General features: G+C 72.5%; 10 protein-coding genes and 1 tRNA gene. 4 read left to right on the top strand and 7 right to left on the bottom strand.

Annotated features, from left to right (window positions below):
* Positions 1 to 74: 74 nt before the first annotated feature.
* Positions 75 to 836, bottom strand: coding sequence for a hypothetical protein (locus I6G21_RS00480; RefSeq protein ID WP_058731686.1), 762 nt, complete (start codon positions 834 to 836; stop codon positions 75 to 77).
* Positions 837 to 1,010: 174 nt separating this feature from the next.
* Between I6G21_RS00480 and I6G21_RS00475 the strand changes: the two genes are divergently transcribed.
* A complete protein-coding gene (locus I6G21_RS00475; protein ID WP_129357424.1) occupies positions 1,011 to 1,682 on the top strand; it encodes a M48 metallopeptidase family protein in 672 nt (223 codons plus the stop codon).
* Here the strand turns inward: I6G21_RS00475 and I6G21_RS00470 are convergent.
* Positions 1,589 to 3,010 (bottom strand): zinc-dependent metalloprotease, encoded by a 1,422-nt coding sequence (locus I6G21_RS00470; RefSeq protein WP_129357425.1) that lies wholly within the window; start codon positions 3,008 to 3,010, stop codon positions 1,589 to 1,591. The two genes, I6G21_RS00475 and I6G21_RS00470, sit on opposite strands and share 94 nt — an antisense overlap.
* Before the next feature lie 280 nt (positions 3,011 to 3,290).
* Between I6G21_RS00470 and I6G21_RS00465 the strand changes: the two genes are divergently transcribed.
* The 3 genes from I6G21_RS00465 to I6G21_RS00455 all read left to right on the top strand — a co-directional run bounded on the left by I6G21_RS00465 (position 3,291) and on the right by I6G21_RS00455 (position 7,986).
* Entirely contained in the window at positions 3,291 to 4,433 is a 1,143-nt protein-coding gene (locus I6G21_RS00465) for a YlbL family protein (RefSeq protein ID WP_129357426.1), read from the top strand.
* 230 nt (positions 4,434 to 4,663) lie between these two features.
* On the top strand, positions 4,664 to 7,750 hold the full coding sequence (locus I6G21_RS00460; RefSeq protein WP_269148334.1) for a UPF0182 family membrane protein: 3,087 nt from the start codon (positions 4,664 to 4,666) through the stop codon (positions 7,748 to 7,750).
* A 162-nt stretch (positions 7,751 to 7,912) separates the two neighbouring features.
* Positions 7,913 to 7,986: transfer RNA gene (locus I6G21_RS00455), tRNA-Met, on the top strand.
* Positions 7,987 to 8,174: 188 nt separating this feature from the next.
* Here I6G21_RS00455 and I6G21_RS00450 read toward each other — a convergent pair.
* From I6G21_RS00450 to I6G21_RS10765, 5 genes are all read right to left on the bottom strand, one after another.
* A complete protein-coding gene (locus I6G21_RS00450) occupies positions 8,175 to 9,086 on the bottom strand; it encodes an ABC transporter permease (protein WP_129357427.1) in 912 nt (303 codons plus the stop codon).
* Complete coding sequence (locus I6G21_RS00445) at positions 9,083 to 9,970, bottom strand: ABC transporter permease (RefSeq protein WP_058731569.1); 888 nt, start codon at positions 9,968 to 9,970, stop codon at positions 9,083 to 9,085. Before I6G21_RS00445 ends, I6G21_RS00450 begins: the two co-directional genes overlap by 4 nt.
* A complete protein-coding gene (locus tag I6G21_RS00440; protein WP_129357601.1) occupies positions 9,967 to 10,914 on the bottom strand; it encodes an ABC transporter ATP-binding protein in 948 nt (315 codons plus the stop codon). Before I6G21_RS00440 ends, I6G21_RS00445 begins: the two co-directional genes overlap by 4 nt.
* Before the next feature lie 79 nt (positions 10,915 to 10,993).
* Complete coding sequence (locus I6G21_RS00435; RefSeq protein ID WP_058731570.1) at positions 10,994 to 11,710, bottom strand: PspA/IM30 family protein; 717 nt, start codon at positions 11,708 to 11,710, stop codon at positions 10,994 to 10,996.
* 133 nt (positions 11,711 to 11,843) lie between these two features.
* Positions 11,844 to 13,916, bottom strand: coding sequence for a TPM domain-containing protein (locus I6G21_RS10765; RefSeq protein ID WP_129357428.1), 2,073 nt, complete (start codon positions 13,914 to 13,916; stop codon positions 11,844 to 11,846).
* Positions 13,917 to 13,998: the final 82 nt, after the last annotated feature.

The raw sequence follows: 13,998 nt of genomic DNA, 5'->3' as shown, positions 1-13,998 counted from the left end.
GAACTCGCCGTCCCCGCGGGCGTGGAGCGTCCTGAGGGTCCCGCAGCTCGGGCTTGCGCCCGCCGCGTCCGGTCTCAGCCGGCGCGGATCTCGCGGATCTCCGGGTGCAGGGCGAGGCGGCACAGGCAGTCCGGGTCAGCCTCGACGCGGATCGCCGCCAGCTGGCAGTCCCGGCACCGCCGCGCCCACCACGGCACGGTCCTCTCCGCCCCCTCCACCGCGCGCAGGTCCCCGGCGACATCCAGGACCAGCTGCAGCACCGGGGTCCCGGGGGCCAGCGGAGGCTCCCAGTGCTCCTCCTCGTGTGCGTCCACGGTCTGCACCACCCGGTCGAAGCGGGCCACGAGGCCGGAAAGCCACCCGGGGTCCCGGGCGGTGCGCCGCGGGGCGCCCGGCGTCGTCGTCGGGTCCAGCTCCGCCGGAACCTGACCGGGCCAGAACGGCTGCCCGTCCCGGCCGAGCAGCTCGGTGATCACCTGCTCCCGGCGCCGCCGCTCACGGCACACCCGGTGCACCAGCTCCGACTCCGGGTGGCTGCCCTGCCCCAGCGGCAGCGCGCGCCCGGTGCGTCGGGCGATGTCCGCGCACAGGGCCCGATCCCGGGCCAGGCCGACGTCCTGCTTCCGGTACCCCCGCTGCTCGACATCCCGGGAGGTCACCGGGTGCCGGTCCAGCAGCCACGGCAGCTCGTCCCCGGTCCGCTCGGTCAGCCCGCGGCAGATCAGGGCGGCGGGACCGGCCAGCCCCAGGCACAGCACCCGGGCGCCGCGGGGGATGCCGGCGAGCACGTGCTCGACGGAGACGATGGGCGGGGCGACGGCGGAGGAGTGGTCCATGCCACCCACCCTGGCAGATGCGTGGGCGCGGATCCCCGCTCATCCACAGGCCCCTCGTCCCGGACGGTGCAGGCAGGTCCTCGACGCGAGCGACGGCGGGGAGGATCGTGCGGCGCGCTGGTTCGTGCGGCGGGCAGGCGCCCCGGCGCGGCGTCGTCGGGCTAGGATCCTCTCATGCCCCGTCCCGGCCCCGCCCCGTCCTTCCCCGATGAGCATCTGCGCGTCGAGGGGGATCGGCCCGCGCTGGTGATCCGCCGCTCGGCGCGTCGCCGCAAGACCGTCTCCGCCCGCTGGGACGGGGACCGGGTGCTGCTGCAGATCCCGGCGAGCATGGGCACGGATCGGGCGCTGCGCCACGCCGAGGAGCTCCTGCCGCGCCTGCTGCGGGCCCGGGCCCGCCAGGGGGCGGGGGAGGGGGACCCGACCTCCCGGCGCCGCTCGGATGGGTTCCTCGCCGAGCGGGCCCGACGCCTGGCCCGGGGGCTGCTGGGGGACCGGGTGCGGCCCGTCTCGATCCGCTGGGTCACCAACCAGCGCACCCGCTGGGGATCCACCACCCCCGCCCGCGGCAGCGTGCGGATCTCACACCAGCTGTGGGAGGTGCCGGACTACGTGCTGGACTACGTGATCCATCACGAGCTGTGCCACCTCATCGAGGCCTCCCACGGCCCCCGCTTCCGGCGCCTGGAGGCCCGCTACCCCCACGCCGAGACGGCCCGGGCGTACCTGGCCGGGTACGCCCACGGCAGGGGTCAGGACCCGGAGGAGCCGTTCGAGGACTCCCCGGAGGAATCCTCCCCGTCCTCCCCGGAGGACGGATCCTCCGAGTCCGCCCTGTCCTCGTAGCCGCCGGAGAGCAGCTTCTCCAGGGCGGCGTCCATCTCCTCATCCGTGGCGTGGAGCAGGTCGTGGGTGGACTCGAACTGCTCCGGGTGATCCAGGTCCTCGTCCGTGGGCAGGTTCTCCGGGGCCTCCCACAGGGCGTCCCTGGCCTCGGCCCCGTGCTGCTCGCCGTAGGCGCGCCAGAACTCGGAGGCCTCGCGCAGGCGCCGCGGCCGCAGCTCCAGGCCGATCAGCGACCCGAAGGTCTTCTCCGCAGGTCCGCCCGCGGCGCGACGACGCCGCAGGGTCTCGGTCAGCGCGGGTGCGGAAGGCAGGTTGCCGGCGGCCCGTGCGCAGACGTCGTCCACCCAGCCCTCCACCAGGGCCAGCAGGGTCTCCAGGCGCCGCAGGGTGACCTCCTGGTCCTCCGTCAGCTGCGGGGTGAACAGATCCCCGGACAGAATGGTGCGCATCGACTCGGGGTCGGTGGGATCCAGGCTGCGGGTGGCCTCCTCGATCCGGTCCATGTCCACGTGGATGCCGCGGGAGTAGCGGCGGATCAGCTCCAGGATGTCCTGACGCAGCCACGGGGTGGCGTGGAACAGCCGCTGGTGGGCGGCCTCGCGCAGGGCCAGGAACAGCATGATCTCCTGCTCCGGCAGGTCCAGGCCCTCACCGAAGGCGGCGATGTTGGTGGGTACCAGGGCGCAGCGCTCCGGGGCCAGGGGGATGCCGATGTCCGTGGAGGAGACGGCCTCGCGGGACAGCTGCCCGACGGCCTGACCCAGCTGCATCGCGAACATCATCCCGCTGATCCCGCTGAGCATGGACGCGCCCTGCCCCAGGATGGCCTGCAGCTCCTGCGGGATCTGCTGGGTCATCGCCTGGCCCATGGCCTCCGAGACCGACGCCGCCACGGGCTCGGCGATCTGGCGGAACGTGTCGAAGCAGTGGTCCACCCACTCCACGCGCACCCAGGCATCCTCCGGCACGGCCGGACGGGAGAACTGGGTCTGCGCGTCCAGCCACAGCCCGGCCAGCTGCATCGCATCGCGCACGGCGGCCTTGCGGCTGCCGGTCAGGGAGGGGTCGGATTCGGCGGCGGCCAGCTGGCGGGCGTGATCCCGGGCCGCCTCCCAGTTCACGGAGCCGTCCCGGCTCATCCCGGACATCATGGCCTGGATCTGGGAGAACAGCCCGGACATCATCGCCGGGTCCATGGGCACGGACATCCCCCGCAGGTCCTCGGGGTTCAGCCCCTGCCCGGAGGACAGGCGGCGGAACAGCTCCTCGAAGGGGTTGCCGTCCCCCTCGCCGTGGGACTCGCGGTCGTCGGGGTTCTGGGAGTTCATGGCACCTCGAAGGGTCGGTCGGAGGCGACGGTGCGATCCGCCGCGCGGGCTCAGCCCCCATTAAAGGCCAGCCCAGGCCCGCCCGTCAGCCCGTGTCCGCTCCTGGCACAGTCCCACCCGCCGGGCCGACGCCGGACCGACGCCGGATCAGCGCCGGATCCGCCCAGGCCGCTGTGGGCTAGGATGGGCCACGCCCGTGAGCCGTCCCGGCCCGGCTGCCCCCGCCCCCGCGCGTCGCCAGCAGCCCCGCGCGGGCCACGCCCGAGCAGGAAGCCCCAGGATGCCCGAGACCCCGCAGCAGCACGACCCCGACTCCGCGGGGCAGACCGGGTCCGCCCCGCGCACCCTCACGCTGCGGCCTCGCCGCGCCCAGCGGCGTCGGGCCCGCCTGACCGGCCTGTGCGGTGCGGCCACCGTCGGGATCCTGGCCGCCGGGGCGCTGCTGGCCCCGCCGTTCGTCACCGAGGCGCCCGGCCCCACCTTCAACACGATCGGCGAGTGGAACGGGCACCAGCTGATCCGCATCGACGGCGCGAAGACCTATCCCGTCAGCGGCAGCCTGGACATGACCACCGTCTCCGTCGCAGGCGGACCCAACTCCCAGACCAACCCGCTGGCCGTGCTCGGCGCGTTCCTGGACCCCGGGCGCACGGCGCTGCCCGCGGACGCCCTCTACGCCCCCGGCACCAGCTCGGCGCAGGTCGCCGCGCGCAACAGCGCGGACATGACCGACTCCCAGTCCGCCGCCCAGGCCGCAGCCGCCGAGCACCTGGGCATCGACTACTCCGTGACCCTGCGGGTCGCCGGGCGGGCCCCGCAGAGCGCGGCCGGTCCCCTGGCGGAGGGCGACGTGCTGGTGGCCGTGGGCGGCACCCGGCTGAAGACCTACCAGGACCTCACCGACGCCCTGCAGCGCACCGAGGGCAAGGCCGTCGACGTCGTCTACCGCCCCGGGGGCAAGGAGGAGCAGCGCACCGTGCGGCTGACCCCGCGGCGCGACGACGCCTCGGGTCGGTGGGTGCTGGGGCTGTACCTGAAGCCGGACTACCACTTCCCGTTCACCGTGGACTACGGGCTGCAGGACGTCGGCGGGCCGAGCGCGGGCACGATGTTCGCCCTGGGGATCATCGACGAGCTGACCCCCGGCTCCCTAACCGGCGGCAGGCACGTGGCCGGCACCGGCACGATCGACGCCCAGGGGAAGGTCGGGGCCATCGGCGGGATCCGGCAGAAGATGATCGGGGCCCGGCAGGCCGGGGCCACCCTCTTCCTGGCCCCGGCGGACAACTGCGACGAGGTCACCGGGCACATCCCCGACGGGCTGTCGGTGGTCAAGGTCTCCACGCTGGACGAGGCCGTGGAGGCCGTGCGCGGTGTCGGCGAGGGCAAGGACCCCGCCTCCTACCCGCAGTGCGGCTCCTGAGGTCTCCGGGTCCGGGGGCCTCAGGCGCTTCGCATCCCTGACCGGAATGGTCCGCGGCACCCCTTTCCGGGCACAATGGGAGGCACGACGCCGGGCCGGGCTTGCTCGCGCGGCGTCCACGGCCCCTGACCCGCACCGGGAGCACCCGCGCAGCCGCCTCGGCAGCGCGGGCGAGCGACCCCGGGGCGGCGCGGGGCCCGCATCCACCGCCTGCGACCTCGAGGACATCCGTGAGCCAAGGACCCCACCAGCCCGATGCGGGAGGATCCTCCCGCCCCGACCGTGCCGCGCGCGGCCCCGCCTCCTCGCGGCGTCGTCCCCTGATCATCACCGCGATCATCGTCATCGCCCTGATCATCGCCTTCGTGGCCGCGACCCAGGTGTACACCGAGGTGCTCTGGTACGACCAGGTCGGCTACCTCACCGTGTTCCTGCGGGAGAACGGCATCAAGGTCGGGGTCTTCCTCGCCGCCGCGGTGCTCATGGCCTTCGTCGTGTGGCTGAGCATGCGCCTGGCCTGGCGCCACCGTCCCGCGCGTCCGGCCGCCGGGCGCTCGCGGGCCGGGCGCGACGCCGCCCGGGAGCAGGCCCGCCGGGAGGGGGCCGGACAGGATCCGATGGCGGATCTGCGCGCGGCCTTCGAACAGAACATGGCCCGCTACCAGCAGGCCCTGGAGCCGATGCGCCGGGTGCTGCTGATCGCGGTGCCCCTGGTCATCGGGCTGTTCGGCGCGGCCACGTTCCTCACCCGCTGGGACACCGTCGTGCTGTTCTTCGCCCAGGAGCCCGCCGGGCGCACCGATCCGCAGTTCGGCCTGGATCTGTCCTTCTTCATGTTCACCCTGCCGTTCCTGCGCCTGGTCACCGGCTTCGTGCTGACCACCCTGATCTTCGCGGGCCTGGCCGCGCTGGTCGTGCACTACCTGTACGGCGGGATCTCGGTGGGGGAGCGGGGCCTGCGGGTCTCGCGCGCCTTCACCGTGCAGATGGGCATCACAGCCGCCGCGATCCTCCTGGTCGTGGGCGCGAACTTCTGGCTGGGCCGCTACGCGACGCTGCAGAACGACTCCGGGGACTGGACCGGAGCGATGTACACCGACGTCAACGCCGTGATCCCCACCAAGGCGATCCTGGCCATCGCGGCCGTGCTGGTCGCGGTGATGTGCATCGTAGGCGCGGTGGTGGGCCGGTGGCGCCTGCCGATGATCGGCACCGCGATGCTGCTGGTGGTCTCCCTCGTGGCCGGCGGGCTGTACCCGTGGATCGTGCAGCGGTTCCAGGTCCAGCCCACCGAGCAGTCCATGGAGAACCCGTACATCCAGCGCAACATCGACATGACCCGGGACGCCTACGGGCTCTCGGACCTGGAATCCACCAACTACGACGCCACGGTGGACTCCGCGAAGGGCGCGCTGCGCAACGACTCGCAGTCCATCTCCAACATCCGCCTGCTAGACCCGAACGTGGTCTCCTCCGCCTTCGCCCAGCTGCAGCAGTTCCGTCCCTACTACCAGTTCGGCAAGACCCTGTCCGTGGACCGCTACGACATCGACGGCACCACCCAGGACACCGTGATCTCCGCGCGCGAGCTGAACCCGGGGCAGAACCAGGACCAGGGCTGGTACAACCAGCACGTGGTCTACACCCACGGCTACGGCGTCGTCGCCGCCTACGGCAACCAGGTGGAGGCCGACGGCAAGCCCAAGTTCATGCAGTCCGGCATCAACGCCACCGGCGAGATCTCGGAGAACTACGAGCCGCGGATCTACTTCGGCCAGTCCTCCCCCGAGTACTCGATCGTCGGCGGCTCGGAAGGCGACGAGCACCTGGAGCTGGACCGCCCGCAGACCACGGACGACTCCGACTCCAACGACGCCAAGACCACCTTCAGCGGGAACGGCGGGCCCAACGTCGGCAACTGGTTCAACCGCCTGGCCTACTCCATCAAGTACCAGTCCTCCGACCTGCTGCTCTCCGACGGGGTGCGCCCGGAGTCCCAGATCCTCTACGACCGGGACCCGGCCGAGCGGGTGCGCAAGGTCGCCCCGTACCTGACGGTGGACGGCAACCCGTACCCGGCGATCATCGACGGCAAGGTGCAGTGGATCGTGGACGCGTACACGACGTCGTCCTCCTACCCGTACTCCGCGCCCACCTCCCTGGGCAGCGCCACGCAGGACTCGCGCACCCAGAACGGGCAGGCCCAGGCCCTGCCGGATGAGAAGGTCAACTACATCCGCAACTCGGTCAAGGCCACCGTGAACGCCTACGACGGCTCGGTGCAGCTGTACGCGTGGGACGAGGACGACCCGGTGCTGAAGTCCTGGCAGAAGGTCTTCCCGAACACCGTGGAGTCCTACAAGGACATGTCCGCGGCCCTGATGGCGCACGTGCGCTACCCGGAGGACCTGTTCAAGGTGCAGCGGGAGCTGCTGAACCGCTACCACGTGACGGATGCCAACAGCTTCTACGCCGGGGACGACGTCTGGAAGGTCCCGAACGACCCCACGACGGATTCGGACACGGAGCTGCCCCCGTACTACCTCTCCCTGCAGATGCCGGGGGAGGACAAGGCCTCCTTCTCCCTGACCAGCTCCTTCATCCCGCAGCAGTCGGACAGCTCGACCCGCAACGTGATGTACGGGTATCTGGCGGCCAACGGGGATGCCGGCACCGGCAAGGACGGGGAGCGCTCTCCGGACTACGGGAAGCTGCGGCTGCTGGAGCTGCCGCGCTCCTCCGTGGTGCCCGGTCCCGGTCAGGCGCAGAACAACTTCAACTCGGACACCGAGGTCTCCTCCGAGCTGAACCTGCTCAGCCAGGGCGGCTCCCGGGTGGTCAAGGGCAACCTGCTGACCCTGCCCGTCGGTGACGGCATCCTCTACGTCCAGCCCGTCTACGTGCAGTCCAGCGGGGATTCCGCCTACCCGACCCTGCGCCGCGTGCTCGTGGGCTTCGGCGAGAAGGTCGGCTACGCCCCGACCCTCGACGAGGCGCTGAACCAGGTGTTCGGCGGCGATTCCGGAGCGCAGACCACCCAGGACGCCGGGGTGGACGCCCAGGAGGCCGACGCCCAGGACGGCGAGAGCGGCCAGCAGGGCTCCGGGAGCAGCGCCTCCGGGGATCTGGGCTCCGCGCTGGAGAAGGCCAGCCAGGCCATGAAGGACGCGGACCAGGCCCGCAAGGACGGCGACTGGGCCAAGTACGGCGAGGCCCAGGACCGCCTGCAGAAGGCCCTGGACGAGGCCATGGAAGCCGAGGGCGCGACGGCTTCGGCCAGCCCGTCGCCGTCCGCCAGCGCCTCGGCGGACCGGTGAGCCGGCCAGGGCGCTGATCGTCCTGGCCGCGTGATTGGCCGACGCCGCGGACGCACCCTCCCTCGCGGAGGGGCGGCCGCGGCGTCATTCTATGTTCTGCGCCACAGATGCCCGATCGGAGTTGCGCAGGGTGGGGCGGGTCCGTATAGTTGAACAGGTCGCCGCGGGGTGGAGCAGTTCGGTAGCTCGCCGGGCTCATAACCCGGAGGTCGCAAGTTCAAATCTTGCCCCCGCAACGAGAAGCACGAGGCCCGGTTCCTGGATCACCAGGAACCGGGCCTCGTCGCATGTGCGGCCTCGCCCCGCCCCCGGCCGGTTTGGGAGGGGTTTCGGCGTTTGGGAGCCCCGAAGACACACCCACACACCGAAACCCCTCCCAAAGCCGGCCGTGCCGCGGCTGGCCGCGGCCGAGGGACGGGCCGGGTCAGCGCAGGAACAGGGCACTCAGCCGCCGGGTCACCAGCACGATGCCGACGCCGGCCAGCACCGCGAAGTAGCCGACGTGCACCGCGAAGACCGGGGTGAGCAGCCCGGTGCTGAGCATCCGCACCATCTCCACCGCATGCCACAGCGGGAACGCCATGATGACCCACTGCAGGGCCGGCGGGTACACCGTGATCGGGAAGAAGGTCGCGGAAAGCAGGAACATCGGCAGCAGCACCACCATGATCCAGTCCATGTGCACGAAGGTGCGACAGTACGAGGTCACGGCCATGCCCAGGGCCGCGAAGCCGAAGGCGATCAGCAGGCACGCCGGGATCACCAGCACCGCCGTCCAGGCCAGGCTGTAGCCCAGCACGCTCATCAGCGCCATGAAGGCGCAGGAGTAGAGCATCCCGCGGAACAGGGCCGAGGAGATCTCGCCCAGGGCCACGTCCAGCGGCCCCAGCGGCGTGGCCAGCATGGACTGGTACACCTTGGAGAAGCGCAGCTTGAAGAACACGTTCCACGTGGAGTCGTAGATCGCCCCGTTCATCGCGGAGGTGGCCAGCAGGGCCGGGGCGATGTACGCCGGGTACGGCAGGTCCTGCCCCTGGTACTGCACCGCCCCCACCAGGGCGCCGACGCCGATGCCCATGGACAGCAGGTACAGCATCGGCTCGAGCACGCCGGAGACCATGATCAGCCAGTTGGACCCGTAGGAGGTGGCCAGCCCGTGCTCGAAGACCGAGCGGGCGTTGCCGGAGTAGACGGTCTGGGCGAAGGGCGCCGGGCGCCGGTGGGCCAGCAGCGTCTGAGCTCCCGCTGCGGGCCGGGCGGGGGCCGACGTCGCACCGTGGGAGCGGGAACCGGCGCGGGAGCGTATGCCGGGGATGTGGGCGGGCGGGCGGCTCATCGGTCCTCCAGCTTCCGGGTCAGGGACCGGCGCAGCCACAGGATCCCCAGGACCGACAGTCCGAGGAGCACCAGCAGGTGCGCGGCCACCAGCCACGCCGGCTCGGCATGGCCGAAGGCCAGTCCGCGGGAGAGCTCGGCGGCGTGCCACACGGGGGAGATCCATCCGATCCACTGGATGCCCCACGGCAGCACGCTCAGCGGGTAGTACACCCCGGAGAACAGCACCAGCGGCATCAGCACGAAGCGGCGCACCATGGTGGATCTGCCGCCCTCCCGGTCCAGACCGGCGAAGTACCCGGCCACCGGCGCCCCGAAGGCCAGGGCCCCGAGCATCGCGACCAGCGGGATCGCCAGCCCCGTGCCCGGCTGCGGGAGCACCCCGAAGACGAGCATCGCGATCCAGTACAGCCCCGCCACCGCGGCGACCCTCACCTGGATCGCCAGCAGCACCCCGAGGGTCAGCTGCCCGGGGGAGACGGCGGCCTGGTAGATCGTGTAGTAGGTCTTGGCGTCCCACTGCGTGCCGCCGAGCACCTGGTAGGTGGATTCCTCCACGCCCACCATCACGGCCGCCGAGACCAGCAAGGCCGGGGCGACGAACACCACGTAGGACACCCCGTAGGTGTCCGCCCCCGTGCCGTGGCTGATCAGGGCGCCCAGTCCCAGCCCCATGCCCAGCAGGTACAGGACCGGCTCACCCAGCGCGGAGGTCAGCAGGGTCAGCCGGTAGCGCCAGTACACCCACAGCATGTGCTCGGTCACCCCCCAGAAGGCGGTGCGGCGGCGTCGGGCCGCGACCTGCGGATCGTCCAGGCCGGCTCGTCGGGCCGCCGGGGAGTACGACTGCGCGGTGGGCTGCGGATCCGCGACGGCGTCCTTCATTCGATCAGGCTCCGTCCGGTCAGGGTCAGGAACACATCCTCCAGGGAGGCGCGCCGGACCAGGCTGGAGCGCACGGGGACCCCGAGGTCGTGGCTGCGGGTCAGGGCCGCATCGGCGTCCTCGGCGTGGATCAGCAGCCGGTCCGGCAGCCGCTCGACCCGCCGGAACCCGCCGCGCTCGCGCAGCAGCGCGGCCTGCTCGTCCAGGACCATTCGATCCAGGCGCAGCTCCAGCACCTCCCGGCTCACGTGCTCCCGGATCAGGGCGGCGGGGGAGCCTTCGGCCATGATCCGGCCGTGGTCGATCACCACGATCCGATCGCACAGCTGCTCGGCCTCGTCCATGTAGTGCGTGGTCAGCAGCAGGGTGGTCCCGCTCTCGCGCAGTCGGAACAGCTTCTCCCACAGCAGGTGCCGGGCCTGCGGATCCAGGCCCGTGGTCGGCTCATCCAGCATCAGCAGCCGGGGCTCGTTGACCAGCGCCCGGGCGATGGTCAGGCGCCGCTTCATCCCGCCGGAGAGGTCATCCGCGCGCACGTCGCGCTTGTCGGTCAGCTGCGCGAAGTCCAGCAGCTCGGGGATCTTCTCCCGCAGGTACCACCGGGGCAGACCGAAGTACCGGCCGTACACGGCCATGTTCTTGGCCACCGTCAGGTCCAGGTCCAGCCGGTCCTCCTGCGGGACGACGCCGATGCGCGCCCGGATGCTGGGCCCCTGAACGTCCGGGTCCGCGCCGAGCACCTCCAGGTGCCCGCCCGTGCGCCGGGAGGTGGCCCCGAGCATCTTCATGGTCGTGGACTTGCCCGCCCCGTTGGGGCCCAGCAGCCCGAAGGCCTCCCCGGCCTCGATCCGGAAGTCGATGCCGTCCACCGCCGTGAACCGCCCGAAGGCCTTGGTCAGACCGGAGGCGACGGCGGCAGGGGCGGGGGCAGGCATGATCCACATCATAGCCGACCATGATCCCGGCGTCACCCGCCCGGAGGCACGCGCCGGAGGCCGTCGGCCGCGACGCCGGCCCCGCCGCTCAGCCCTGGGACTTCTTCAGCGCGGCCAGGCGCGCCTCCACCTCGGACTCCCGGGACAGATCCTCCAGGGACTCGAACTGCGCGTCCAGGGAGGAAGCGGACAGCTCCTGCGCCCCGCGCACCCGGGCCTCCTCCCGGCGCACCTTCTCCTCGAAGCGGCTGACCTCGCTGGTCGGGTCCATGACGTCGAAGGCCTTGAGGGCGTCGTTGACCTGGTTCTGCGCGGCCGCGGACTTCTGCCGGGCCGAGAGCTCATCCCTCTTGCGGGTCAGCTCATCCAGCTTGGAGCGCATCCGGTTCAGCCCGTCCTTGAGCTTGTCCACCGCCTCCGTCTGCGCGGCGATCTGCGGCTCGGCGGCCTGAGCCTCCTGCTCCGCGGCCAGCTGGCGCTGCAGCGCGATCTTCGCCAGGCCGTCGAACTTGTCCGCGCTCGCGGCATCGCCCTGCTCCCGGTGCCGGTCCGCCGTCTGGGAGGCGGCCAGGGCCTTGCGGCCCCACTCCTGGGCCTCCTTCAGGTCCTCGGCGTGGTCCTCCTCCAGCAGGCGCAGGTTGCCGATGGTCTGGGCCACCGCCTGCTCCGCCTCGGCGATGTTGTTCCGGTAGTCCCGGACCATCTGGTCCAGCATCTTCTGCGGGTCCTCGGCCGCGTCGATCATCGCGTTCACGTTGGCCTTCGCCAGCTGCGCGATCCGGCCGAAGATGGACTGCTTCACCATGGGATGTTCCTCCTGGTCGTGGTGGGTGGCTGTGTTCTGTGTGCTGGTCTGTGGGGCGGAACCCCGGTGCTTTCCGCGGCGGGTCCTCGGTCGAGAGTCCCTTCGGGTCCGGAGCTCGGCTCAGGAGCTGGTGTCAGAAGTTTCCTCCGGCCCCGCCGGAGCCGAAGCCGCCCCCGCCGCCGCCGAAGCTGCCGCCGCCGAAGCCCCCCGAGCCACCGCCGCCGAAGCCGCCGTGGTTCCCGCCGCCGAGCAGGGTGCCCAGCAGCAGCCCGCCCAGCAGGGCGGAGTTCCGGTTCGATCCGCCGGCCCCGGGGCCGGTGCGGAAGCTGCGCACGTCCGCATCAGCCCCGGACTGGGCCTGCTGGGCCCGCAGCAGCGCCTGGTTGGCCTCGATGAGGGCCGCGGTGGGTTCGGCGTCGCGCAGCCGCTGCGCTTCGGCCAGGTGCCGCTGCGCCTCGTGCAGGGCGGTGCGGGCCTGCTGGCCGACGCCGCCGCGGCGGGCCGCCACGTAGTCGGTGGCCGCAGCGACGGCCGTCTGCGCGGAGATCAGGGTGTGGGCGAGGGTCTGGCGGGCCGAGCGATCCCGGGCGTGGGCATCGCGCACGCTGGCCAGGCCCTCATCCAGCTGCACGCGGGCCTCGCGCAGGCGCCGGGCCTGGGCCTGCGGATCCACGGGGCCTGCGGCCAGCTCAGCGCGGATCGCGGAGACCGCCTGGCGCACGCGGGCCGCCGCCCCGCTCAGATCCGCGTAGCCGCCCCGGCCCAGCAGGGCCTGCGCCTCGGCGACGTCGGCCTCGGCCTGCTCCAGCGCCTCCTCCAGGGAGGCCCGGGCCTGCTCCAGCTCGCCGGCCGAGCGCTCGGCCGCGGCGATCACGGAGCGGACCTGCCCGGTGGCCTCCTCCGCGCCGCGCACCGCGAGCGCGGCGGCGGAGACCTCCCCGGCCTCCAGGTGGGTGCGGGCCTGACCCACGGACTCCGCGGCCAGCTCCAGCCGCCGCTCGGCCTCGTCCAGGGAGTCCAGGATCGGCTCCACCGCGCCGACGGCGAACCGTCCGGTCAGCTCGCGGATCCTCGGGCGGGTGCGCTCCAGCCGGGCGCGCTCCTGCTCGACGCCGCTCCCGGCCGCGGAGATCGCCTCGGCGGGGGAGTCCTCCAGTCGGCGCAGCCGGGCGAACTCCTCCTGCTTGGCCGTCAGGCTCGCCTGGGCGGCGCGGCACCCGCGGATGATCTCGGTGAGCCAGGAGCGCTGCTGCTGCTCTGTGTCGGGGATGTCGTCGTCCAGCTGCTGCTGCAGCTGGAAGCTGCGGGTCAGGCTCTCCCGGGCCTGGGCGAGGGCGGTCTCGAAGGGTCGCACAGCCTCGTCGCCGTACTGGGCGCGGGCGAACTCCAGCTCCTCGGCGCTGCGGGCGACGGCGTCGTCCGCGGCCACCAGCAGGGGTCCGGCCTCGGCGCGCAGCTGCGCGAGGTCCATCGCGTCCAGCGGATCCGCGGGGGCAGCGCCCGGGACCCGGGCGGCACCGGGGGCACCCGCGGCCTGAGACGGCGTGCCGGGGGTGCCGGCGCTCGTTCCGTTGGCGCGCCGACGACGCCGCCGCCACGCCCACACACCCACGGCCCCCGCGCCGCCGGCGGCCAGCAGCCAGCCGCCGCTGATCAGTCCCTGGCTGCCGCCGCCCCCGCCGCTGGAGGCGCGCGAGGACTGCGCGGCTTCGCGCATCCCGTCCACCGCGGCTTCGGCGGCACCCGTCCAGTCGGTGTCGCGCAGCTTCGGGAAGATCCGATCCTGGTAGATCCGCTGCTGCTGCTCCTGGGTGATCGGGCCCGAGGAGCTGGCCTCGAACTTGGCCTGGCGGGCCTGGGTGGCGATGACCAGCACGGCGTCGGTGGCGCCGAGGTCGTTCAGCTCGGAGAAGCGGCTCACCCAGGCATCGGCACCGGAGGGGTCGGTGAACTCATCCACCGTGATGACGTAGAGGGTCAGGTGCTGGTCCTCGGCCAGCCGGTCGATCGATGAATCCAGCGTCTGGGTCGAGCCCAGGACCCCGGCTTCGTCGACCACGCGCTGTCCGGGGGAGACATCCATCGGGGCCTGCGCCAGAGCGGGCGCGGCGCCGAGCGCGGTGCTCGCGCCGACGGCGGCCAGCACCAGCAGGGCGGACCGGTGGCGTCCTCGGCTCTCGGCGGTGGGGCGGGTTGGATGCTCCATGGCACCAGACTAGGCCACGGCGGCGCGGGGATCACGGGTTATCCACCGTCGGCGCAGACGAGGCCGACGCGGCAAGGTGACG

It is taken from the genome of Rothia kristinae, from assembly GCF_016028855.1.
Taxonomy (GTDB): domain Bacteria; phylum Actinomycetota; class Actinomycetes; order Actinomycetales; family Micrococcaceae; genus Rothia; species Rothia kristinae.
Note: the sequence above shows the minus strand (reverse complement) of the source record. Positions and strands in the feature narration are given on the sequence as shown.